19 protein-coding genes are annotated in these 20029 nt (G+C 72.0%); 14 read left to right on the top strand and 5 right to left on the bottom strand.

All coding sequences use genetic code 11. The features are described from left to right. The first annotated feature begins 6 nt into the window (after positions 1 to 6). The 3 genes from KVF89_RS07440 to sodN all read left to right on the top strand — a co-directional run bounded on the left by KVF89_RS07440 (position 7) and on the right by sodN (position 2184). Positions 7 to 1122 carry an ABC transporter ATP-binding protein gene (locus KVF89_RS07440; RefSeq protein WP_257424599.1) on the top strand — a complete coding sequence of 372 codons (1116 nt, stop codon included), beginning with the start codon at positions 7 to 9 and terminating at the stop codon, positions 1120 to 1122. A 70-nt stretch (positions 1123 to 1192) separates the two neighbouring features. Further along, positions 1193 to 1723 (top strand): flavin reductase family protein, encoded by a 531-nt coding sequence (locus KVF89_RS07435; RefSeq protein ID WP_257424598.1) that lies wholly within the window; start codon positions 1193 to 1195, stop codon positions 1721 to 1723. Between the two features lie 65 nt (positions 1724 to 1788). Then, positions 1789 to 2184, top strand: coding sequence for a superoxide dismutase, Ni (gene sodN / locus KVF89_RS07430; protein WP_257424597.1), 396 nt, complete (start codon positions 1789 to 1791; stop codon positions 2182 to 2184). A gap of 79 nt (positions 2185 to 2263) precedes the next feature. On the opposite strand, the gene KVF89_RS07425 is transcribed toward sodN, so the two are convergent. Further along, complete coding sequence (locus tag KVF89_RS07425) at positions 2264 to 2500, bottom strand: hypothetical protein (RefSeq protein WP_257424596.1); 237 nt, start codon at positions 2498 to 2500, stop codon at positions 2264 to 2266. A gap of 72 nt (positions 2501 to 2572) precedes the next feature. Then, on the bottom strand, positions 2573 to 3517 hold the full coding sequence (locus KVF89_RS07420) for an SDR family oxidoreductase (RefSeq protein ID WP_257424595.1): 945 nt from the start codon (positions 3515 to 3517) through the stop codon (positions 2573 to 2575). 138 nt (positions 3518 to 3655) lie between these two features. Here KVF89_RS07420 and KVF89_RS07415 point away from each other — a divergent pair, with 138 nt between their 5' ends. From KVF89_RS07415 to KVF89_RS07395, 5 genes are all read left to right on the top strand, one after another. Further along, a complete protein-coding gene (locus KVF89_RS07415) occupies positions 3656 to 4483 on the top strand; it encodes a helix-turn-helix transcriptional regulator (RefSeq protein WP_257424594.1) in 828 nt (275 codons plus the stop codon). Positions 4484 to 4586: 103 nt separating this feature from the next. Beyond that, on the top strand, positions 4587 to 5012 hold the full coding sequence (locus KVF89_RS07410) for a Fur family transcriptional regulator (protein WP_257424593.1): 426 nt from the start codon (positions 4587 to 4589) through the stop codon (positions 5010 to 5012). A gap of 28 nt (positions 5013 to 5040) precedes the next feature. Next, positions 5041 to 7248 carry a catalase/peroxidase HPI gene (katG, locus tag KVF89_RS07405; protein WP_257424592.1) on the top strand — a complete coding sequence of 736 codons (2208 nt, stop codon included), beginning with the start codon at positions 5041 to 5043 and terminating at the stop codon, positions 7246 to 7248. Between the two features lie 86 nt (positions 7249 to 7334). Next, complete coding sequence (locus KVF89_RS07400) at positions 7335 to 7646, top strand: GNAT family N-acetyltransferase (protein ID WP_257424591.1); 312 nt, start codon at positions 7335 to 7337, stop codon at positions 7644 to 7646. A gap of 4 nt (positions 7647 to 7650) precedes the next feature. Then, positions 7651 to 8100, top strand: a complete 450-nt coding sequence (locus KVF89_RS07395) for a carboxymuconolactone decarboxylase family protein (RefSeq protein ID WP_257424590.1) — start codon at positions 7651 to 7653, stop codon at positions 8098 to 8100. Here the strand turns inward: KVF89_RS07395 and chrA are convergent. Continuing rightward, complete coding sequence (chrA, locus tag KVF89_RS07390) at positions 8085 to 9218, bottom strand: chromate efflux transporter (RefSeq protein ID WP_257424589.1); 1134 nt, start codon at positions 9216 to 9218, stop codon at positions 8085 to 8087. The genes KVF89_RS07395 and chrA overlap by 16 nt on opposite strands. A 111-nt stretch (positions 9219 to 9329) precedes the next feature. Between chrA and KVF89_RS07385 the strand changes: the two genes are divergently transcribed. Continuing rightward, positions 9330 to 11408: a PhoX family protein gene (locus KVF89_RS07385; protein ID WP_257424588.1), complete on the top strand. Its 2079-nt coding sequence runs from the start codon at positions 9330 to 9332 to the stop codon at positions 11406 to 11408. A 106-nt stretch (positions 11409 to 11514) separates the two neighbouring features. Here the strand turns inward: KVF89_RS07385 and KVF89_RS07380 are convergent, their stop codons facing one another. Beyond that, entirely contained in the window at positions 11515 to 12276 is a 762-nt protein-coding gene (locus KVF89_RS07380; protein WP_257424587.1) for an SDR family NAD(P)-dependent oxidoreductase, read from the bottom strand. Between the two features lie 112 nt (positions 12277 to 12388). Here KVF89_RS07380 and KVF89_RS07375 point away from each other — a divergent pair, with 112 nt between their 5' ends. From KVF89_RS07375 to leuS, 5 genes are all read left to right on the top strand, one after another. Beyond that, positions 12389 to 13276 carry a siderophore-interacting protein gene (locus tag KVF89_RS07375; protein WP_257424586.1) on the top strand — a complete coding sequence of 296 codons (888 nt, stop codon included), beginning with the start codon at positions 12389 to 12391 and terminating at the stop codon, positions 13274 to 13276. After that, a complete protein-coding gene (locus KVF89_RS07370) occupies positions 13273 to 13467 on the top strand; it encodes a hypothetical protein (protein ID WP_257424585.1) in 195 nt (64 codons plus the stop codon). The genes KVF89_RS07375 and KVF89_RS07370 overlap by 4 nt, the downstream gene beginning before the upstream one ends. 75 nt (positions 13468 to 13542) lie before the next feature. Next, on the top strand, positions 13543 to 15219 hold the full coding sequence (locus KVF89_RS07365; protein WP_257424584.1) for an ABC transporter transmembrane domain-containing protein: 1677 nt from the start codon (positions 13543 to 13545) through the stop codon (positions 15217 to 15219). Then, positions 15216 to 17012, top strand: a complete 1797-nt coding sequence (locus KVF89_RS07360; RefSeq protein ID WP_257424583.1) for an ABC transporter ATP-binding protein — start codon at positions 15216 to 15218, stop codon at positions 17010 to 17012. The genes KVF89_RS07365 and KVF89_RS07360 overlap by 4 nt, the downstream gene beginning before the upstream one ends. Before the next feature lie 213 nt (positions 17013 to 17225). After that, a complete protein-coding gene (gene leuS, locus KVF89_RS07355) occupies positions 17226 to 19715 on the top strand; it encodes a leucine--tRNA ligase (RefSeq protein WP_257424582.1) in 2490 nt (829 codons plus the stop codon). Positions 19716 to 19735: 20 nt separating this feature from the next. Here leuS and KVF89_RS07350 read toward each other — a convergent pair whose 3' ends face one another. Further along, positions 19736 to 20020 (bottom strand): hypothetical protein, encoded by a 285-nt coding sequence (locus KVF89_RS07350; RefSeq protein WP_257424581.1) that lies wholly within the window; start codon positions 20018 to 20020, stop codon positions 19736 to 19738. Between the last annotated feature and the right edge of the window lie 9 nt (positions 20021 to 20029).

Here is a 20029-nt window from a genome sequence, read left to right as displayed (position 1 = left end):
GCACCAATGGCCACGATCACCTTCGACGGCGCGCAGCGCTGGTATCCGGGCGCTGACGGGCCCGCCGTACCCGGACTGGACCTGGAGGTCGGCGATGGCGAGTTCCTGGTCCTCGTGGGACCGTCGGGATGCGGCAAGTCCACGACCCTACGGATGCTCGCGGGCCTGGAGACGGTCGACGCCGGCCGGATCCGGATCGGCGAGCGCGACGTGACCCGGTTGCCTCCCAAGAGCCGGGACATTGCGATGGTCTTCCAGAACTACGCGCTGTACCCACACATGACGGTCGCAGAGAACATGGGGTTCGCACTGAAGATGGCCAAGATGCCCCGCGCGGAGCGGGACGCCCGGGTCGCCGACGCGGCGCGGATCCTCGGGCTGACGGACTACCTCGGCCGCAAGCCCAAGGCACTCTCGGGCGGCCAGCGCCAACGGGTCGCGATGGGGCGGGCGATCGTGCGTCAGCCGCAGGTGTTCTGCATGGACGAGCCGCTGTCGAACCTGGACGCGAAGATGCGCGTGCAGACGCGCACCGACATCGCCCGGCTGCAGCGCGAGCTGGGCGTCACGACGGTGTACGTCACTCACGACCAGGTCGAGGCGATGACGATGGGCGACCGGGTCGCGGTGATGAAGGACGGTGAGATCCAGCAGGTGGACACGCCGCTTCGACTCTACGAGCGCCCGGCCAACAGCTTCGTCGCCGGTTTCATCGGGTCGCCGCAGATGAACCTGATGGCAGGCCATGCCGAGATCGGCGGGGTTCGGGTCGGCCGCTACGCGGTGCCGACCGCGGCGGCCCTGCCCTCATCTGTCCTTGGGGACGTCGTGGTCGGCGTCCGTCCCGAGAGCTGGCGGCTGGTGGGCTCGGGCGAGGGTGGGCTCCCCGTCGAGGTGGGTGTCGTCGAGAACCTGGGCGCGGACTCCTACCTCTACGGCCGCTCGACGATCGAGGGGGCGGTGCAGGACGTCGTCATCCGGGTCGAGGGGCATGGCCGCGCCGCGCCCGGCGATACCGTCCACGTGACCACCGACCCTGCGCACGTCCACGTCTTCGACGCAGTGTCCGGGCGCCGTATCGACCGCGAGGCCCCCGCATCCGAGGCGGCCGCCACCGTGTGAGGTGTGTCATGTCGACTGGACCTCAAGCGCGGTTGAGGTTCTATGCTCCCTTCGAGTGAAGGGAGAGCCGATGACGCACGTCGTCTCGCATTCGTTGGCCGACCGGTTCAAGGCCGGATTCCGCCGCCACGCGGCGGGGGTCGCGATCGTGGTGGGGGAGACCGCGGAGGGCCCGGTCGGCGCCACCGTGTCGAGCGTCGCGTCGGTCAGCGCCGCCCCGCCGCTGCTGTCGTTCTCCCTGGCGCGCACCAGTACGGCGGGCCCACAGCTCGTCGGCTGCGATGCCCTGTCGGTGTTCCTGCTCGCCGCCTCCCAGACCGATCTCGCGATGGCGTACGCCGACCGGCGGGCCGAGCGCTTCACCGCGGCCCAGGGCTGGGTCCGGGACGACGACGGACTGGTGCTGCCGGAGGCCGTCGCGACCTTCCGCGGCCGGCCCGGACGCGTTATCCCGGCGGGCGGCTCCTGGCTGGTGCTGCTCGAGGTCGACCGGGTCGAGCCGGGTGCCGCGGCGGCGCCGCTGGTCCACCACGACCGCGACTACTGGACCCCCGCCCCGCTCCCGGGGGCCCGTCGCGCGCTACGCGCGGTCGAGGGCTGAGCCCCGCCCTTCCGTCCCGCGGCACACCGGCCGCACCGTGGTACCCAACCGAGAGGAAAGCGCTCATGCGCCTGTTCGCCCCCACTGTCGAGGTCTCCGCCCACTGCGACCTGCCCTGCGGCGTCTACGACCCCGCCCAGGCCCGCATCGAGGCCGAGTCCATCAAGGCCGTCATCGCCAAGGCCCTCGACAGCGACGACCCCGACTTCCGCACCCGCGCCGTCCTCATCAAGGAGCAGCGCTCCGAGCTCGTCAAGCACCACCTCTGGGTGCTGTGGACCGACTACTTCAAGCCCCCGCACTTCGAGGCCTACCCCCAGCTCCACACCCTGGTCAACGAGGCCACCAAGCTCGCCGGCGCCAGCGGCACCAAGGGCACCCTCGACCCGGCCAAGGCCGACGAGCTCCTCGCCAAGATCGACGAGATCGCCGAGATCTTCTGGGCCACCAAGAAGGCCTGACCCGAACCGACGTCCTGCCCGACGGCACACGGCCGGCCCCGCCGATGGCGGGAGCGGCCGTGTCCTTGGCGGGACGTGGTCAGGTCTCACCCGGCCCGCGGTGGCGCGGGTCGACGTGGAGGCGTTCTCGGTCAGGGTCGGCGAGGTCGGGCGGCGGTGTGTGGTCGGCCCGGTCGGCGTCCGGGTCGAAGCGCTCCGGGTCGTGGGCGACATCCTCGTTGCGCCGGCGGTCGGCGACGAATGCCCAGACGAGGCCCAGGACGATGAAGGCGGCGACGACCACGCCGATGATCAGCCAGGCAGGTGACATGTCCATGCCCCGGGCGGTACCCGACCGTCGCGAGGGCAGTCGCCGGGAACGACGGGGAGGGCGTACCCGGATCCGGGGTCACCGAGCGGGGATGGCCGTGTCCGTGAGCTCCTCGGAGAGCTGCCAGACCCGCGTGGCGTCCTCGACGCTGCGCAGCGGTCGGTAGAGCTCCTGCTCCGCGGGAGCGCCGCCGAGATGGCCGGGCCCACGGGGGCCGTACAGCGCGCTGCCCCTCCCGTCGGGTGCCGTGGCGGCCATCAGCGCGGGCAGGGCGGCGGTCTCGGGGGTGCCGAGGAGGATGCCGCGGGCGGAGAGCCAGCGGATGACGCGCACCATCGAGGTGTCCGAGGTGCGGCCGATCTCGGGCCGCGACGCCAGCAGGCTGGTCGGCGCGACGCCGGGGTGGGCGAGGTTGCTCGTGATGCCCCAGTCGCCGGCCCTGCTGCGGCGATCGAGCTCCAGGCCGAACAGCCCGAACGCGATCTTCGACTGGCTGTAGGCCGCGTTCCCGTCGTACCCCCGCTCCCAGTTCACGTCGTCCCAGTTCACGGTGCCGCGCCGGGCGGCGATGCTGACCTGGGAGGTCACCCGTGCCCGCCCGGCCCGCAGCAGCGGCAGGAGCCGGCCGACGAGAGCGAAGTGGCCGAGATGGTTGGTGCCGAGCTGGAGCTCGAAGCCGTCGGCAGTGGCCTGTCGGTCCGGCGGCGTCATCACGCCCGCGTTGTTGATCAGCACGTGGATGGGCCGGTCCTCCGCGCGCAGGGTCTCGCCGAGGGCCGCGACGGACTCCAGTGACGACAGGTCGAGATCGCGCAGTGAGACGTCCGCACCGGGCACCTCCTCGCGGATCCTCGCGATGGCGGCCTCGCCCTTGCGGAGATTCCGGACGGGCATCACGACCTCGGCGCCGGCAGCGGCGAGGCGGGTGGCGATCACCAGTCCCATCCCGTCGCTGGCCCCCGTCACCAACGCCCGTCTGCCGGACAGGTTCGGAATCGTGATATCGACGGATCGACGCGCCATCGCTGTGCTCCTCGTTCGGATTTCGGTGATCCCCTCGATCCTCGCGCGACCACGGCCGCGCAGCCACGGCCTGACGATCCGTGGATAACGGCGTTCGCGTCGAGTACAAACGACCTTGACATCGAGGAGGGGACGCCTGTGATCGATCGCGCCGAGCTGGCGGAGTTCCTGCGCACGCGCCGGGAGGCGTTGCAACCGGAGGACGTCGGGCTGCCTCGCGGCGCACGCCGGCGGACCCGTGGCCTGCGGCGCGAGGAGGTGGCGCTCCTGTGCCACATGTCGGTCGACTACTACTCGCGACTCGAGCGGGAGCGCGGCCCCCGGCCCTCGAGCCAGATGCTCGCGTCGATCGCGCTGGGCCTGCACCTCACGCTTGACGAGCGGGACCACCTGTTCCGCGTCGGGGGCCAGCAGCCACCTGCCCGTGGCGGCAGCGGCGACCACATCAGCCCCGGGCTGCTCCGGGTTCTCGACCGGTTGAGCGACACCCCGGCGGAGATCGTCACCGAGCTCGGCGAGACCTTGCGCCAGACCCCCGTGGGCGTCGCCCTCACCGGCGATCTGACGCGCTACGCGGGCCCCGAGCGCAGCATCGGATACCGGTGGTTCGCCGATCCGGCGGCGCGACGGCTCTACGCGCCCGAGGAGCACGCGTTCCTGACCCGGCTGTACTGCTCCGGGCTGCGCGAGATCATCGCGCTGCGTGGCCCCGACTCCCGCGCGGCCCACCTCGCGAAGCTGCTTCTCGCCCAGAGCGAGGAGTTCCGGCAGGTCTGGGACACCCACGAGATCGGCGTACGTCCGCGCGAGGTCAAGCACTTCGTGCACCCCGAGGTCGGCGCGCTCGAGCTGACCTGTCAGCGACTGGTCGACCCCGAGCAGTCGCACGCGCTGCTCGTCTACACCGCGGTCCCCGGCAGCGACAGCTACGACAGGCTGCAGCTCCTGTCGGTCGTCGGGGCATGAGACGCGACCGGGCGCGCGGGCGCGCGGGCGCGACAGTCTCCTCGGACCGCGACACACCCCGCGAGATCTTGACTGATTCAAGAAAGATGGCATGCTGGGGGACATGCCCAGGCCCGACTTCCAGAAGCAGCTGCGGGACGTCGCGCTCCGGGTCACCCGGCCCCGGCTGGCGGTCCTCGAGGCGGTGCACGCGCATCCCCATGCGGACACCGAGTCGATCATCGCGGCGGCGCGGGCGCTGCTGCCCGAGGTGTCCCACCAGGCGGTGTACGACTCGCTGCACACACTGACCGGCGCCGGGCTCGTGCGCAGCATCAAGCCGGCCGGCTCGGTCGCGCGCTACGAGACCCGCACCGGCGACAACCACCACCATGTGGTCTGCCGCTCCTGCGGCGAGATCGCCGACGTGGACTGCGCGGTCGGCCACGTGCCGTGCCTGACCGCCTCCGACTCCCACGGCTTCGTGATCGACGAGGCCGAGGTCATCTATTGGGGCCTCTGCCCCGACTGCACATCCCGCCCCCAGTAGGTACGACAGGTTCCCGGAAAGGTTCCCGATGCCCGACAACACCCAGCACACCGAGCCCCTCGTCACGGAGGAGCCGCAGGACGCACAGCAGGCGGCCGGCAAGTGCCCGGTCATGCATGGTCTGACCCACCCGACCCAGGGCTCGGCCAACCAGCAGTGGTGGCCCAACAAGCTGAACCTGAGGATCCTCGCGAAGAACCCGGCCGTCGCCGACCCGTTCGGCGGTGAGTTCGACTACAAGGCCGCCTTCCTGGCGCTCGACCTCGACGAGGTCAAGGCCGACGTCAAGGCCGTGCTGACCGACTCCAAGGACTTCTGGCCGGCCGACTTCGGTCACTACGGCCCGCTCTTCGTGCGGATGGCGTGGCACGCCGCCGGCACCTACCGCGCCACCGACGGTCGCGGCGGTGCCGGCCATGGTCAGCAGCGCTTCGCGCCGACCAACTCCTGGCCCGACAACGGCAACCTCGACAAGGCCCGCCGCCTGCTGTGGCCGGTCAAGAAGAAGTACGGCAAGTCCCTGTCCTGGGGCGACCTGATGATCCTCGCCGGCAACGTCGCGCAGGAGGACATGGGCTTCCCGATCTTCGGCTTCGGCGGCGGTCGCCCCGACGTCTGGGAGGCCGACGAGGACGTCTACTGGGGCCCGGAGACCGAGTGGCTCGAGGACGAGCGCTACACCGGTGAGCGCGATCTCGAGGACCCGCTCGCCGCCGTCCAGATGGGCCTGATCTACGTCAACCCCGAGGGTCCCAACGGCAACCCCGACCCGCTGGCGTCGGCCGTCGACATCAAGGACACGTTCGGTCGGATGGGCATGACGGTCGAGGAGACCGTGGCGCTCATCGCCGGTGGCCACACCTTCGGCAAGACCCACGGCAACGGCCCGGCCGAGGCCGTCGGCCCCGAGCCGGAGGCGGCCCCGATCGAGGAGCAGGGCCTGGGCTGGCGCTCCTCGCACGCCTCGGGCAAGGGCATCGACGCCATCACCTCGGGCCTGGAGGTCACCTGGACCTATCACCCGACCCGCTGGGACAACGAGTTCTTCCACATCCTGTTCGGCTACGAGTGGGAGCTCTTCAAGTCGCCCGCCGGCGCGCAGCAGTGGCGGCCGAAGAACAACGGCGGCGCGGACCTGGTCCCCGAGTCGTTCGGCGACGGGAAGCGCGAGCCGCGCATGCTGACCTCCGACATCGCGCTGCGCGAGGACCCGGAGATGCGGGAGATCTCGCTGCGGTTCAAGGACGACCAGGACGCCTTCACCGACGCCTACGGCCGCGCGTGGTTCAAGCTGACCCACCGTGACATGGGCCCGAAGTCGCGCTACCTCGGCGCCGACGTCCCGGCCGAGGACTTCGTCTGGCAGGACCCGATCCCCGCCGGCACCGCGCTCACCGACGCCCAGGTGACCGGGCTCAAGAACGCGATCGCCGAGGCCGGCCTGTCCGTGTCGCAGCTCGTCTCGACGGCGTGGGCCTCCGCGTCGACGTACCGCAGCTCCGACAAGCGCGGCGGCGCCAACGGCGCGCGGATCGCCCTGGAGCCCCAGCGGTCCTGGGCGATCAACCGCCCGGCCGAGCTCGCGCCGATCCTGACGACGCTGCAGGAGATCGCGACCGCCCACGGTGCCTCGCTGGCCGACACGATCGTGATCGCCGGCTCCGTGGGTGTCGAGCAGGCCGCCGCCGCGGCGGGCGTGAACGTCACCGTCACGACCACCACGGGTCGCGGCGACGCCACGCAGGAGCAGACCGACGTCGAGTCGTTCGGCTACCTCGAGCCCAAGGCCGACGGCTTCCGCAACTACCTGCCGAAGTCGAGCAAGTACCCGAGCGAGTTCGCGCTCGTCGACCGGGCCAACCTGCTGGGCGTCAGCGCGCCGGAGCTCACCGCCCTCATCGGCGGCCTCCGGGTGCTCGGCACCAACTGGGACGGCTCGGACCTCGGCGTGCTCACCGACCGGCCGGGCGTGCTGACGAACGACTTCTTCGTCAACCTGCTCGACCTCGGCACCACCTGGACCGCCACCGACGCCTCGGAAGAGGTCTTCCGGGGCACGACCGAGTCCGGCACGACGTGGACCGGCAGCCGCAACGACCTGGTGTTCGGCTCGAACTCCGAGCTCCGTGCCGTGGCCGAGGTGTACGCCAGCGACGACGCCCAGGAGAAGTTCGTCCGCGACTTCGTCGCCGCCTGGACGAAGGTCATGGACGCCGACCGCTGGGACCTGCGCTGAGCATCGCCCCACGCTGATCGACCGGAGGCCGTCCCGCTCGGGACGGCCTCCGTGTCTTTTCCGGGGGTGCCCGGCAGGATGTGCCCATGACCGACGCATCCGACAACAGCGGCATCGCCTACGTCCACGCGCCCGACAAGCACCGCTACGAGATCCGCGACGGCGAGACGCTCGCGGGCTTCACGCAGTACCGCCTCCCCGACGACGTGCACGTCGACTTCGTGCACACCGAGGTCGACGACGCGTACGGCGGCCGGGGGCTCGCGGGCGAGCTGGTGGCGATGGCGGTGGCCGACGTCCGGGCGCAGGGCAAGCGGATCATCGCGCACTGTCCCTACGTCGCGAAGTGGCTCACCAAGCACCCCGACTACGACGACATCAACGACCCCGTGGCGTGAGCCGGTGAGCGCGCCCCTCTACCTCGACAAGGCCGTTCCCGCCGCGTACGCCGCCGCGACCGATCTCGCCCGCGAGGCCGGCGTCGCGGCGGAGGCCGCCGGCCTCGACCGGATCCTCGTCGAGCTGGTCAACATGCGGGTCTCGCAGATCAACGGCTGCGCCTTCTGCATCGACCTGCACCAGCGGCGGGCCGTGCGGGCGGGGGAGTCGGAGCGGCGTCTCGCTCTCCTGCCGGCCTGGTCGGAGACCGACCTGTTCACCGTGCAGGAGCGGGCGGCACTCGCGCTCGCCGAGTCGGTCACGCTGCTGCCCGATCCGGATCGGCGCCGGCGCACCGAGGCGGAGAGCCGGACCGTGCTCGGCGACGACGCCTTCGCCGCGGTCGCCTGGGTCGCGCTGACCATGAACACCTTCAACCGGATCTCGATGACCAGTCATCACCCGGTGAAGTAGCGGCCCACGCCGACCGCCGCGCCCGCCGCGATGAACCAGGCGCTGTTGAGCCGCGTGCGCCACAGCAGCACGAGCGTGCCGATCGCCAGGACGACGGCGACGACGTCGACCAGTCCGGTGCGGCCCAGCTGAAGGGCGACACCGGCCATCAGGGCCAGGGCGGTGGCGTTGAGACCGTCGAGGAGCGCCGAGGTCCAGGCCCGTGCGCGCAGCCAGTCGGTCAGCCGGGTCAGCAGACCGACGAACACGAACGACGGCAGGAAGATCGCGACCGTCGCGATGACCGCACCCGGCAGTCCCGCGACGACGTACCCGAGGAAGGTCGCGGTCGTGAACACCGGTCCCGGCGTCACCTGGCCGATCGACACGGCGTCGAGCAGCTGCTGCTGGGTGACCCAGCCGAGCCGGTCGACGAAGTCGCCCTCAAGGAAGGCGATCAGCACGTAGCCGCTGCCGTAGAGCACCGCGCCGATCTTGAGCATCGTCCAGAACAGCTCGGTCAGCCGGCCGTCCGGGGTCGTCGTCAGGGCGAGCAGGGGGAGGCCGAGCAGCGCGTGACCGCCGCGGCGCGCCAGCGCGCGAGCGCCGTGGACCAGCGCGGCGACCGCGGCGCCCGCGAAGAGCACGGCGAGCTCCGGCGCCCCCCACAGGTACGCCGCGAGGGCGGCCGCCGCCAGCAGCGCCAGCCAGCGTGAGGCGAGGACCGTCCGGCCCAGGCCGACCAATGCCCAGACGACGATCGCGACGACGACCGGCACCACGCCGTACAGGACGGACCCGATGGCAGGCGTGTCGCCGTACTCCACGTAGGCCCAGGCCAGTACGCCGACCATCAGGGCTGCGGGCAGGATGAAGCAGACGCCCGCGACGACGAGACCGCGCCAGCGGGCACGGTCGTGGCCGAGGTGGATCGCGAGCTCGGTCGAGTTGGGGCCGGGGATCAGGTTCGTGGCGCCCATCAGGTCGGCGAAGCGCTGGTCGCTCACCCAACCGCGCCGGCGGACCAGCTCCTCGCGCATCAGGGCCACGTGCGCGGCCGGGCCGCCGAAGGCGATCAGCCCGAGCCGGAGGAAGACGGTCGCCACCTCACGGGGGGAGCCCGCAGACCGTGGGTCCATGCGGCTGATCATGCCGGTCCGGCCGAGTGTCGGGTCACCTGGAGTCGTCACTTCACTGGTGGGTCACCGGCGGGTCGGGCGATGTTCACCGGCCTCTGGTCGCCTACCACCATGACCTCCGTGCGCCCCGAGAACCGCCTGTTGCTCGCCGTCGTCCCTGAGGGGAACCGGCACGGCTCGCGCTCCCACATGACCTGCTTCTTCCGGTGCGGCAATGCCTGCGACCAGCCGGAGCCCAACCCCACCGCTCACGGCCACGTCCGCGACGAGATCGCCAAGGCCGTCGGACGGCGCAGCTTCCTTCGCGGCGGCACCCTCACCGCCGGCGCGCTCATCGTCGGCGGCGTCGTCCAGTCGGGTGGTCTCGCTGCCGCGGCGACCCAGGCGCCGCGCCGGCCAGGCGGTCCCACCGGGCACGGCGCGCTCGGTCAGGCGGCCTTCGTGCCGGTGGAGCCCAACAAGCGCGACGCGTTCGTCACCGCCAAGGGCTTCGACCACGACGTCGTCATCCGGTGGGGCGACCCCGTCGTCAAGGGGGCGCCCGAGTTCGACCCGCACGCCCAGTCGGTCGCGTCCGCGCGCCGGCAGTTCGGCTACAACTGCGACTACGTGGGCCTGCTGCCCCTCGACGGCGACGAGGCTCTGCTCGTGGTCAACCACGAGTACACCGACGAGAACCTGATGTTCCCGACGGGCGCCTACTCCGCCGACGAGATCAAGCGGATCGCGATCGCCAGCCACGGCATGTCCGTGGTGAAGCTGCGCCGGCACAACCGGGCCGGCTCGTGGAAGCGCGCCGGCCTGGGCCACGCGAAGCAGAACCGTCGCATCCACGACGCCACCACCTTCGAGCTCACCGGCCCGGTCGCCGGCGACGCCCGGGTGCGGACCTCCGCCGACCCGGCGGGCACGAGCGTCCTCGGCACGCTCAACAACTGTGCCGGCGGCAGCACCCCGTGGGGCACCGTCCTCTCGGGGGAGGAGAACTTCAACCAGTACTTCGACAAGGGTGCCGGCCTCGACTCCCGCTACGCCGCCGAGTACGCCCGCTACGGCATCAACGGCTCGGGCAAGGGCTGGAGCAGCGTCGACCCGCGCTTCGACCTGTCGAAGGAGCCGCACGAGCCGCACCGCTTCGGCTGGATCGTCGAGATCGACCCTTACGAACCGAGGTCCACGCCGCGCAAGCACACGATGCTCGGCCGGTTCAAGCACGAGGGCGCCAATATCGCGATCTCGACCGACGGGCACGCCGTGGCCTACATGGGCGACGACGAGCGCGGCGACTACCTCTACAAGTTCGTCTCCGCCGGCAGGTACGACGCCAGCGGGACGAGAGCGGCCCGGGCGAGGAACCTCGAGCTGCTCACCACGGGCACGCTCTACGTCGCCCGGCTGGTCGGCGACGGCACCGAGGACGGCCGGTTCGACGGCACCGGCACCTGGATCCCGCTGGCCACCGAGACGGAGTCCTTCGTGCCCGGCATGTCGGTCGCCGACGTACTGCTGTTCACCCGCCTGGCCGCGGACAAGGTCGCCCCGACCAAGATGGACCGGCCCGAGGACGTCGAGCCGAACCCGGTCAACGGCAAGGTCTATGCCGCTCTCACCAACAACTCCAACCGTGGCAACGCGGCGATGCCGGTCGACGAGGCCAACCCGCTGGCCGGCTCGCAGGTCCGTGCCAGCATCGGCGCTCCGTTGACCAACGCCAGTGGCAACCGCAACGGCTACGTCCTGGAGATGACGCCCGGGGGTGGCGACCACGCGGCAACCACCTTCACCTGGGACCTGTTCCTGGTCTGCGGTGATCCGGCCGCGCCGGAGACCTGGTTCGGCGGGTTCGACAAGTCGAAGGTCAGCCCGATCAGCTGTCCCGACAACGTCGCCTTCGACTCGGCCGGGAACCTGTGGATCTCCACCGACGGCAACGTCCTCGGCAGCAACGACGGTGTCTTCCGGGTGCCCGTCTCCGGTCCGAACCGCGGTCAGGTGCAGCAGTTCTGCACCGTGCCCAAGGGTGCCGAGGCCTGCGGTCCGCTGGTCACCGACGACGACCGGTCGCTGTTCGTCGCAGTGCAGCACCCCGGCGAGATCGACGGGGCCACCTTCGAGAATCAGGCCAGCACCTGGCCCCACACCGACGCCTTCCCGCGCCCCTCCGTCGTGGTGGCCTTCAAGGCCCGCTGACCCGTCGCAGACTGAACCCGAATCCGCGCCGACCCGGCGCAGATTGAATCCGCACGAATTCAATCTGCGCCGGGTCGGTGCATTCCCGGGCTCAGTCTGCGACGGGTCAGGTGATGGTGAGTCCGCCGTCGACGGCGAGCGTCTGCCCGGTGATGTAGCCGGCGGCGTCCGAGGCGAGGAAGACGAGCGTCGCGGCCAGCTCGCGGGCGTCGCCCTTGCGGCCGGCCGGGATCCGCTGCTTCTGCGCGTCGAGATAGCCCGGCGGGTAGCTGTCGGTCATCTCGGAGGCGAAGAACCCCGGAGCGATGGCGTTGACCCGGATGCCCTTGCGGCCCGTCCACTGCTGCGCGAGGTCGCGGGTCAGGCCGATGACGCCCGCCTTGGACGCGGCGTACGCCGCCTGGGGGAGCCCGGCGGTGGTGATGCCGAGGACCGAGGAGATGTTGATGATGCTCGAGCCCGGCGCCATCACCCGGCCGCAGGCCTGGGCCATCCAGTAGCTGCCGTTGAGGTTGATGTCGATGACCTGTCGGAACTCGTCCGGCGCCTCGCGGGTCGCGGGCACGGCGGTGCCGATGCCGGCGTTGTTGACGAGGATGTCCACCTTGCCGAACTCGGCGACGGCGGCGTCGACGAGGGCCTGGCAGGACGCGGGGTCGGCGACGTCGGTCGCGACGCCGAGGGCGCGGCGGCCGGCGGCCTCGACGAGGGCGGCGGTGTCGGCGAGCCGGTCGACACGCCGGGCGCCGAGAGCGACGTCGGCGCCGGCCTCGGCCAGGGCCTTGGCGAAGTCGACGCCCAGGCCGGAGCTGGCGCCGGTGACGACGGCGACCTTGCCGTCGAGGCGGAACAGGTCGGTAACGGTCATGGCCCGCACGGTAGTGGGTCGCCGACGCCGGCCGCGATGTGGACCCGCAGGACACAGGTCTCCCGACCTCACTAAGGTGTGCCTTGCCTAATCGCAGCGGCAAGGAGGCGAAGTGAGCGGGACCGACGTGGAGATGGCGGTGCATCACGCCGAGGTGCTCGACGCGGTCGACCTGACCGCCGGCATGCGGCGTGTCGTGTTCGGCGGCGAGGGGCTCGCCGGCTACCGGTCGACGGGGGTCGGCGACGAGTACATCCGACTGCTCTTCCCGACCGACCCCGACCGGCGACCGCAGCTCCCGGGCATCGTCGACGGCAACCTCGACTACGGCTCGATCGACCTCGACCGGCTCCGGACCTACACGGTGCGCCACTGGGACGCCCAGGCACGGCGACTGACCGTCGACTTCGTCGTCCACGAGGGCGGCGTGGCCGCCACGTGGGCGCGCCAGGCCACGCCCGGCCAGGTGATCGGGCTCAACACGCCGACCGCCCTCTACGGTCCGCCAGCGGGGCTGGACTGGCAGGTGCTGATCGCCGACTACGCCGGCCTGCCGGCCGCGGTGCGCCTGGCCGAGACCACCACCGCGGCGACCCGGCTGGTGCTGGAGGTCCCCGGGCCGGAGCACGAGATCGACGTCCGAGCCCGGCCCGGCCTCGAGGTCGTGTGGGTCCACGGCGGCAACGGCCACGCGCCGAGCCGGCTCGAGGAGATCGTGCGGGCGCTGCCGCGGCCCGAGGGCGTCGGCTACGTCTGGGTCGCGGGCGAGTCGAAGGTGCTGCGCGGCGTGCGCAAGCACCTGCGTCACGAGCTGCGGCTGCCCGCGGCGGCGTACAAGACCGTGGGGTACTGGATCGAGGACGCCGAGAAGTGGCGGGAGCGCTACGACGGCCTCGGCGCGGACACCCGTGCCGCCCTCGACGCCATCTGGGAGAAGGGCGGCGACGAGGAGGATCTGGAGGACGAGTACGAGGCTCGGCTGGCCGAGCTCGGGCTGTGAGGAACGACCTGCGCGGGATCGGCCGGACGCTGCTCGCCCTGGTCCTGGTCGCGGTCCTGCTCGTCGGGTCCCGGCCCCGGCTGGCCCGGCGGCTGAACCGGTCGGCCGGTGTCCGTAGGGTTCCCTCGGCAGCGATGGGCGCCTGCCTGGCCCGGGTGCTGCTCGTCCAGGCACGCAAGGAGACCCGATGACCCTCGAAGCACAGGACCTGACGTTCTGCTCTGCCCCGGTCTCCGGCGCGCCGCTCGCCCTCCCGCTGGGCAGCGATGTCTGAGCCGACCACCCCCGAGGCCCGTGGCCTGCTGCGCGATGCCGTGACCGCCCAACCGTGGCGGGTGACGCTCGCGACGGTGTGCGCGATCGGCCACCAGTCGGGGGAGGCGCTCGTCCCCGTCGTCGTCGGCCTCGCGCTCGACCGCGGGGTCAGCGCCCGGGACGACCAGGCTCTGCTGCTGTGGCTGGTCGTGCTCGGCGCGACCTTCGCGCTGCTGTCCTTCTCCTACTTCTGCTTCGACCGGACGGCGACGCGGGTGGTCGCCGACGCCGAGGTCGCCCTGCGTGGCCGGGTCGCCGCCCACCTGCTCGACGTCCGCGGTGTGGGCTCGCATGAGGCCGGCTCCGGTGGTCTCGCCGAGGTCGCGTCCTCCGACGTCCGGGCGGTTGCGGAGACCTCGGGGGTGCTGCAGATGTTCGCCGCCGGCTTGGCGGGCATGGTCGTCGCCGTCGTCGCCCTGCTGCGGATCCACCTCGTGGTCGGCGTCGTCGTCGTGGTCGGCGTCGTCGTGGTCGCGTTCCTGCTGCACCGGGTCTCCGCGATCCTGGAGCGGCGGATCATCGCGGACCGCCGGGCCGGTGCCGAGGCGGCCGACGCGGCCTCGGACCTGCTCACCGGCCTCCGGGTCCTCAAGGGGCTCTCGGCGGAGGACGCCGCGAGCCGGCGCTTCCGCCTGGTGAGTGGTCGCGCCCTGATCGCCTCGCTGCGCAGCGCCCGCGCGAACGCCGGGTTCGAGGCGCTGGCTGCCCTTGCTCCGGCCCTGCTGGTCGCGGTGACGGTCGCCGTCGCCGGCGCGCTCGCCCTCGACGGGCAGCTGAGTCTCGGCGCGCTGGTCGCGGCACTGGGCCTGGCCCAGTTCCTCGCCGGGCCGCTGCAGATGGTGGCCTACACCTTCGCGGAGCTGGCGACCGTGCGGGCGGCGGCGGCGCGGGTCGCGGGGGTCCTCGTGACCACCCCGCCGGCGTACGGCGACAGGGCCGTGCCGTCGCACCCGCAGCCCATCGACGTGGACGGCGTGGTGGTCGGCCTGGCCGGCCAGACCCTGCGGCTGCGGGCCGGCGCGACGACGGGCGTCGTCGGCAGCCCCGAGCAGCTCGAGCGCCTGGCGGCCGCGCTGACCGGCGAGCCTCGCCCCGACGGGGACCTGACGCGTCTGGGCGACCTGCCCCTGAGCGCCGCCGACCCGGCCGCCCTGCGCGCGACGCTGGTCGTCGCCCCGCACGACGTGCGGCTGTTCACCGGCACCCTCGCCGCGAACGTCGACGGTGCCGGGCGGGAGCCGGCCGCGGTGGAGGCCGCGCTCGAGGCGGCCGCCGTCACCGACGTCATCGAGGTGCTGCCGGGCGGTCTCGACGCCGAGGTCGGGGAGGGCGGTCACCTGCTCTCCGGCGGTCAGCGCCAGCGGGTCGGCCTCGCCCGGGCACTCGCCCTGCAGCCCCCGGCGCTCGTCCTGCACGAGCCGACCAGCGCCGTCGACTCGGTCACCGAGGCACTCGTGGCCGAGCGGATGACTGCCCTCCGCGCGGGTCTGACGACCGTGGTGCTCACCACCAGCCCCGTGCTGCTGGACGCCTGCGACGAGGTCGTGTGGCTGACCGACGGTCTGCCCGCGGACACCCACCACGCGCTGCTGGACCACGCGGGCTACGCAACGGCGGTGCTGCGATGACGGCCCCGACGAGCGAGCCCATCACCGCCCTGATCGGCGTCGCCTCCGGCCGGGCCACGCTGCGCGTGCTGCGCCGGATCATGCGCCCGCGGGCCGGGCTCGCCCTCGGCGCCGTGCTGATGATGGTCGTCGCCGCCGCTGCCGGCATTGCCGTCCCCGTCGTGATCGGCCGGGTCGTCGACGACGTGTTCGCGCCCGGCGCCGACGGCGGTTCCGTGGTCGGACCGGTCGTCGCCCTGGTGGCGCTGGCCGCGCTCGCCGGTGTCGCCGGCCTGGTGGCCGAGCTGCTCATCGCCCGCGTCGGCGAGCCCGCGGTCGCCGAGCTGCGCGAGGAGGTGCTCGACCACGCCCTGCATCTGGAGTACGGCGTCGTGGAGGACTCCGGCACCGGCGATCTCCTCGCCCGGGTCAGCCAGGACGTCCGGGCGCTCGCCGACGTCGTGCGGGCCGTCCTCAGCAGGTTCGGTGGCGCCGCCATCACCCTCGTCCTGAGCCTGGTGGGCCTGGCCGTCGTCGACTACCGGTTCGCGCTGGCCGCGCTGCTCGCCGTACCCATCCAGGTGTGGGCCACCCGTGGCTACCTGCGTCTCGCCGGCCCGACCTATCGCTCCCTGTCGCGCGCCGAGGGTGCCGAGGTGCAACAGATCCTCGAGTCGGTCCAGGCCAGCGGAACGGTGCGTGCACTCGGGCTCGGGGAGCGGCACCGCGACACCGTCCGTCGCCGCGCGATGACGACGCGGGGACTGCGCCTGGACGCGGTGCGGATGCGGACCGTGTTCTTCCAGCGCCTCAACCTCGCCGAGTACGTCGGCACCGGCGCGATCCTCGCCGTCGGCGGCTGGCTCGTGGCGCGTGACGCCGTGACGGCCGGCGCGGCGACGGCGGCTGCGCTCATGTTCATCCGGCTCTTCAACCCGATCAACATCGTGCTGGCCCTGCTGGAGGACGTGCAGTCGGCCGCCGCCGGCCTCGGCCGCCTCGTCGGTGTCCTCGAGGTGCCGCGCCGGTCGGTGCCGCCGGGCGAGGTCGCGGTCGCCGACCGCTCCGTGGCCTTCAAGGGGGTCGGGTTCGGCTATCACCGGGACCACCCGGTCATCCACGACCTCTCGCTCGAGATCGCGCCCGGGGAGCGGCTGGCCGTCGTGGGGGCGAGCGGTGCCGGCAAGAGCACGCTCGGCGCGCTCGTGACCGGGCTGCGGCTGCCGACCGACGGCACGGTGTGGCTGGGCGGCGCGACGACGGCCGAGCTGTCACCGGAGGTGTTGCGGCACACGGCCGCGCTGGTGACCCAGGACGTGCATCTCTTCCGCGGCAGCCTGCGTGAGGACCTGCTCCTGGTCGCGCCCGACGCGAGCGACGACGACCTCGTCGCTGCGCTCGACCTGGTCGGCGCGCGGGCCTGGGTCGCCGCGCTGCCCGACGGGATCGACACGTCCATCGGTGCCGGGGGACACCCGCTCACCGCGCTCCAGGCCCAGGAGGTCGCCCTGGCCCGGCTCGTGCTCGCCGACCCGCCTGTCGTCGTCCTCGACGAGGCGACGGCGGAGGCCGGCAGCGCCGGCGCCCGTCAGCTCGAGGACGCGATCGAGCGGGCCACCACCGGCCGCACGACGATCATCGTGGCCCACCGGCTCAGCCAGGCCGCACGGTGCGACCGGATCGCCGTCATGGAGGACGGCCGACTGGTCGAGCTGGGCACGCCCGAGGAGCTCACGGCTGCGCAGGGTGTCTACGCCCGCCTGTGGGCGGCGTGGGCCCGCGGGTCCGCGGGTCCGGAGGACCGCCCCGAGTGAGACGGTCGCCGTACGCCGGTCCGTGCGGCGCCGTGGCGGGTGTGGACCGGCAGAGGAGTAGCATGACCGTGTGCGGATGATCCTGCTCCTTACCTAGCCGCGTCGGCGACCAGACCGGTCGACGCGGCGGCCCCTCCCTGGCGAGGGGCTTTTGCATGTCCGGAGCGTGGTCTGCGCGACAACGGGGTGCCGGACCGAGACGAGAGAGTTGAGATGAGCAGCGAGAACGACGTCCACTACGACGTCCACGCCGTCGAGGAGAAGTGGCTGCCGGTCTGGGAGTCGCTCGACCTCTTCCGTGCCGACGACGCGGCGGTGACCTCGGGGACCAAGGAGAAGCGCTACGCGCTGACGATGTTCCCCTACCCGAGCGGAGACCTGCACATGGGTCACGCCGAGGTCTTCGCCATCCATGACGTGATCTCGCGCTACTGGCGGCTGCGCGGCTACGAGGTCCTCAACCCGATGGGCTGGGACTCCTTCGGCCTGCCCGCCGAGAACGCCGCGATCAAGAACGACGAGCACCCCGCGGCGTACACCTACGCCAACATCGAGACGCAGTACGCGTCGATGAAGCGCTACGGCGTCAGCTTCGACTGGTCCCGCCGGCTGCACACCTCGGACCCCGAGTACTACAAGTGGACCCAGTGGCTGTTCCTGAAGTTCCGGGAGAAGGGCCTGGCCTACCGCAAGAACTCACCGGTCAACTGGTGCCCCAACGACCAGACCGTGCTGGCCAACGAGCAGGTGCTCGCCGACGGCACCTGCGAGCGCTGCGGCGCCGTGGTCACCAAGCGTGAGCTGACCCAGTGGTACTTCAAGACCACCGAGTACGCCCAGGAGCTCTACGACTGCCTCGACGACCTGCAGGGGTCGTGGATCGGCAAGGTCGTCAACGCCCAGCGCAACTGGATCGGCCGCTCCGAGGGTGCCCACGTCACCTTCGACGTCGAGAACCACGAGCCGGTCACCGTGTTCACCACGCGGCCCGACACCCTCTTCGGTACGACGTTCATGGTCGTCGCCGTCGACGCCAAGCTGGCCGAGGAGCTGGTCACCGACGAGCACCGCGCCGACTTCGAGGCCTACCGCGACGAGATCCGCAAGGCCAGTGACATCGACCGGCTGGCCACCGACCGGCCCAAGACGGGCGTCTTCCTGGGCGTCCACGCGACCAACCCGCTGACCGGCGAGAAGCTGCCGGTGTGGGCGACCGACTACGTGCTGGCCGACTACGGCACCGGCGCCGTCATGGGCGTCCCCGGCGGCGACCAGCGCGACTGGGAGTTCGCCACCACGTTCGGCCTGCCGATCCTGCGCACCACGCAGCCGCCGGCCGACTGGGACGGCGAGGCCTTCTCGGGTGAGGGCCCGGCGATCAACTCGCCGGCCCCCGGCATCACCTCCGGTCTCGACATCAACGGGCTGCCCGTCGCCGAGGCCAAGAGCGCGACCATCGCCTACCTGGCCGAGCAGGGCAGCGGCGACGGCACGGTGAACTTCCGGCTGCGCGACTGGCTGCTGTCGCGCCAGCGCTACTGGGGCGCGCCCATCCCCATCATCCACTGCCCGGTCGACGGCGAGGTCCCGGTCCCCGAGGACCAGCTGCCGGTCGAGCTGCCCGAGCTGCGCGGTGCCGACCTGAAGCCCAAGGGCACCTCCCCGCTGGGCGCGGCGACCGAGTGGGTCAACGTCAGCTGCCCGCGGTGCGGTGGGCCCGCAACCCGCGACACCGACACGATGGACACCTTCGTCGACTCGTCGTGGTACTTCTTCCGCTACCTGTCGGCCCACGACAGCACCCAGGCGTTCGACCCCGCGCTGGCCGAGGCGTGGGGGCCGATCGACCTCTACATCGGCGGCGACGAGCACGCCGTCCTGCACCTGCTCTACGCGCGGTTCTTCACCAAGGTGCTGCGCGACATGGGCCTGATCGACTGGGACGAGCCGTTCTCGGCGTACCTGTCGCAGGGCAAGGTCATCAACAACGGCCGCAAGATGAGCAAGTCGCTGGGCAACGGCGTCAGTCTGGGGGGACAACTTGCCGAGTACGGCGTCGACGCGATCCGGCTGACGCTGGTCTTCGCGAGCCCGCCCGAGGACAACGTCGACTGGGCCGACGTCTCGCCGGCCGGCTCGGCGAAGTTCCTGCAGCGCGCCTGGCGCCTGGCCGGCGACGTGACCTCGGCGCCCGGTGCGCCTGCCGCCGACGGTGACGTCGCACTGCGCAAGGTCACCCACAAGACGGTGCACGAGGCCGCCCAGCTGCTGGAGTCGTACCGGTTCAACGTGGTCGTCGCCCGCGTGATGGAGCTGGTCAACGCCACTCGCAAGGCCATCGACTCGGGCTGCGGTCCGGCCGACCCGGCGGTCCGCGAGGCGGCCGAGACCGTCGCGATCCTGCTGTCGGTGGTCGCGCCCTACACGGCCGAGGAGATGTGGGAGCGCCTGGGCCACCAGCCGTCCGTCGCCCAGGCGCCGTGGCCGGGCGTGGAGCCCGAGCTGCTGGTCGATGACGCCGTCACCGCCGTCGTCCAGATCCAGGGCAAGGTGCGCGGCCGGCTGGAGGTCTCGCCCGACATCAGCGAGGCCGACCTGGAGGCAGCGGCGCTCGCCGACCCGGCCGTGGTGAAGGCGATCGACGGCCGCGAGGTCCGCAAGGTGATCGTGCGCGCGCCGAAGCTCGTCAACATCGTCGTCTGAGCAGATCGGCGCGCCGCGGGTCAGTCGACGTCGGTGCTGCCGGTGCTGCCGGTGCCGTCGGCGTCGGCCAGCGCGGCCGCGAGGGCCTCGAGCTCGGCGCGGCGGTGGGTGTCGAACGGGAAGGTGTACTCGGTGCCGATCTCGCACCGGATCCGTGCCTGTGGGCGCTTGCCGTCGCGCAGCTCCAGCACCGGCTGCTGCCAGACGTGGATGCGGTGGGCGTCGACGCGGCCGAACATCTCCAGCACCTGGCCGTCGAACACCAGCAGCGTGGTGTCGTCCGGCTGCGCCTTGATCGTCGCCATGGCGCGACT

This window comes from Nocardioides carbamazepini, from assembly GCF_024614185.1.
In the GTDB taxonomy this organism is placed as follows: domain Bacteria; phylum Actinomycetota; class Actinomycetes; order Propionibacteriales; family Nocardioidaceae; genus Nocardioides; species Nocardioides carbamazepini.
Note: the sequence above shows the minus strand (reverse complement) of the source record. Positions and strands in the feature narration are given on the sequence as shown.

Excerpts from the sequence above, each read along its gene's own strand:
- KVF89_RS07440 (WP_257424599.1), top strand. The coding sequence starts at position 7 with ATGGCCACGATCACCTTCGACGGCGCGCAGCGCTGGTATCCGGGCGCT.
- KVF89_RS07435 (WP_257424598.1), top strand. The coding sequence starts at position 1,193 with ATGACGCACGTCGTCTCGCATTCGTTGGCCGACCGGTTCAAGGCCGGA.
- sodN (WP_257424597.1), top strand. The coding sequence starts at position 1,789 with ATGCGCCTGTTCGCCCCCACTGTCGAGGTCTCCGCCCACTGCGACCTG.
- KVF89_RS07425 (WP_257424596.1), bottom strand. The coding sequence starts at position 2,500 with ATGGACATGTCACCTGCCTGGCTGATCATCGGCGTGGTCGTCGCCGCC.
- KVF89_RS07420 (WP_257424595.1), bottom strand. The coding sequence starts at position 3,517 with ATGGCGCGTCGATCCGTCGATATCACGATTCCGAACCTGTCCGGCAGA.
- KVF89_RS07410 (WP_257424593.1), top strand. The coding sequence starts at position 4,587 with ATGCCCAGGCCCGACTTCCAGAAGCAGCTGCGGGACGTCGCGCTCCGG.
- katG (WP_257424592.1), top strand. The coding sequence starts at position 5,041 with ATGCCCGACAACACCCAGCACACCGAGCCCCTCGTCACGGAGGAGCCG.
- KVF89_RS07400 (WP_257424591.1), top strand. The coding sequence starts at position 7,335 with ATGACCGACGCATCCGACAACAGCGGCATCGCCTACGTCCACGCGCCC.
- chrA (WP_257424589.1), bottom strand. The coding sequence starts at position 9,218 with ATGGACCCACGGTCTGCGGGCTCCCCCCGTGAGGTGGCGACCGTCTTC.
- KVF89_RS07385 (WP_257424588.1), top strand. The coding sequence starts at position 9,330 with ATGACCTCCGTGCGCCCCGAGAACCGCCTGTTGCTCGCCGTCGTCCCT.
- KVF89_RS07380 (WP_257424587.1), bottom strand. The coding sequence starts at position 12,276 with ATGACCGTTACCGACCTGTTCCGCCTCGACGGCAAGGTCGCCGTCGTC.
- KVF89_RS07365 (WP_257424584.1), top strand. The coding sequence starts at position 13,543 with ATGTCTGAGCCGACCACCCCCGAGGCCCGTGGCCTGCTGCGCGATGCC.
- KVF89_RS07360 (WP_257424583.1), top strand. The coding sequence starts at position 15,216 with ATGACGGCCCCGACGAGCGAGCCCATCACCGCCCTGATCGGCGTCGCC.
- leuS (WP_257424582.1), top strand. The coding sequence starts at position 17,226 with ATGAGCAGCGAGAACGACGTCCACTACGACGTCCACGCCGTCGAGGAG.
- KVF89_RS07350 (WP_257424581.1), bottom strand. The coding sequence starts at position 20,020 with ATGGCGACGATCAAGGCGCAGCCGGACGACACCACGCTGCTGGTGTTC.